Annotated in this window: 2 protein-coding genes and 1 pseudogene; all 3 read left to right on the top strand. The window is 46.6% G+C overall.

Annotation, left to right across the window (positions count from 1 at the left end; genetic code table 11):
* The first annotated feature begins 94 nt into the window (after window positions 1-94).
* Complete coding sequence (locus G468_RS22015; RefSeq protein WP_051297208.1) at window positions 95-310, top strand: thioredoxin domain-containing protein; 216 nt, start codon at window positions 95-97, stop codon at window positions 308-310.
* The gene (locus G468_RS0118275) at window positions 300-635 is read left to right on the top strand and encodes a hypothetical protein (protein ID WP_026824184.1); all 336 of its coding nucleotides are present in this window, start codon (window positions 300-302) and stop codon (window positions 633-635) included. The genes G468_RS22015 and G468_RS0118275 overlap by 11 nt, the downstream gene beginning before the upstream one ends.
* Before the next feature lie 5 nt (window positions 636-640).
* A pseudogene (locus G468_RS22010) lies at window positions 641-1,126 on the top strand (conjugal transfer protein TraH); the annotation flags it as partial.
* Window positions 1,127-1,218: the final 92 nt, after the last annotated feature.

The raw sequence follows: 1,218 nt of genomic DNA, 5'->3' as shown, positions 1-1,218 counted from the left end.
CCATTCAACGATTGGTTATTTAACGCCACATCAAAAATATCATGAACTAAAAAATGCCGCTTAGATCTTCTACAGAATTTGTTGACCATTACACATGAGTTTCCCCTCCGTTATTCCGGCGACCCAAGAAGTAGTGAAAACCTTTTTTGAGCAATTGCCTGTGGTCACGCCGAGTACGTTTCTTATCAACGTCAATAGCTTAAAAACCGTTCCGATTTTACAGGGGGCGACTGATGAGTCGCGCTTTATGCGCCAGTTAGACCATGCGTTTGAGCGTATCTTAGTAGGAGACAACCGTGATGCCAATTAAGTCCATAAAAAAAGCGCGAAAGTTAATCCGCGAAAAACGAAAATGCGTCAATGCCAGTCAATGGTTTTGCCAGATTTCCTTGGCATTTTTCTTGGCGGCTATCCTGACAAACCAGCTAGCTTATGCCTTTTTTGATATCGCGTTTTTAGGCGAGTTATCGACCGCACTTCAGCAAGCTAAAGTCGTCTGGAATGTACTCATGTATTTTATCCCAGGACTGCTCATGATATTGGCGGCAACAGCCTTAGTGATGGCGGGCATCAATGGCGTGGTCGCCTTTTGCTACAAACAGCAACTGGCAAGTCTTAAACGCGGTGAAGGATAACGCCCATGACACGCTGTAAGGCTTTTTTTATTCCGTGGTCGGTTTCGCTGCTGTGCGCCGCCTCCATCGCCCTAACCGATGTCAATAGCGACATGGATAACTTCTTTAACCGATTAGGCTTCGATAGCAATACCGGACAACCACAGGTCTGGTAGGGGCAAGCGGCGGGCTATTTATCCGGTGGCTCCCTGTATGCCCGCACCGCCACCAAACAGGTACAACTGCTCTCCATGACCCTACCCAATATTAATACCGGATGTGGCGGCATTGATGCGTATCTCGGGTCATTCAGTTTTATCAGCGGCGAACAACTGGAGCGCTTTGTGCAGCAAATTATGTCCAATGCGGCGGGCTATTTCTTTGACCTGGCGCTCCAGACCACGGTACCGGAAATAAAAACCGCGAAAGATTTTTTACAAAAAATGGCCTCGGATATCAATAGCACCAATTTAACCTCGTGTCAGGCCGCGCAGGGCATTATTGGCGGACTTTTGTCACCGATCATGCAAAACTGATCCACTAACGATCATCTAAAACTGATCCACTTGGTATTATTCGCACATTTTTGTACGGATAATTTATG

It is taken from the genome of Arsenophonus nasoniae DSM 15247 (genome assembly GCF_000429565.1).
GTDB classification, from domain to species: domain Bacteria; phylum Pseudomonadota; class Gammaproteobacteria; order Enterobacterales; family Enterobacteriaceae; genus Arsenophonus; species Arsenophonus nasoniae.
Note: the sequence above shows the minus strand (reverse complement) of the source record. Positions and strands in the feature narration are given on the sequence as shown.

Excerpts from the sequence above, each read along its gene's own strand:
- G468_RS22015 (WP_051297208.1), top strand. The coding sequence starts at position 95 with ATGAGTTTCCCCTCCGTTATTCCGGCGACCCAAGAAGTAGTGAAAACC.
- G468_RS0118275 (WP_026824184.1), top strand. The coding sequence starts at position 300 with ATGCCAATTAAGTCCATAAAAAAAGCGCGAAAGTTAATCCGCGAAAAA.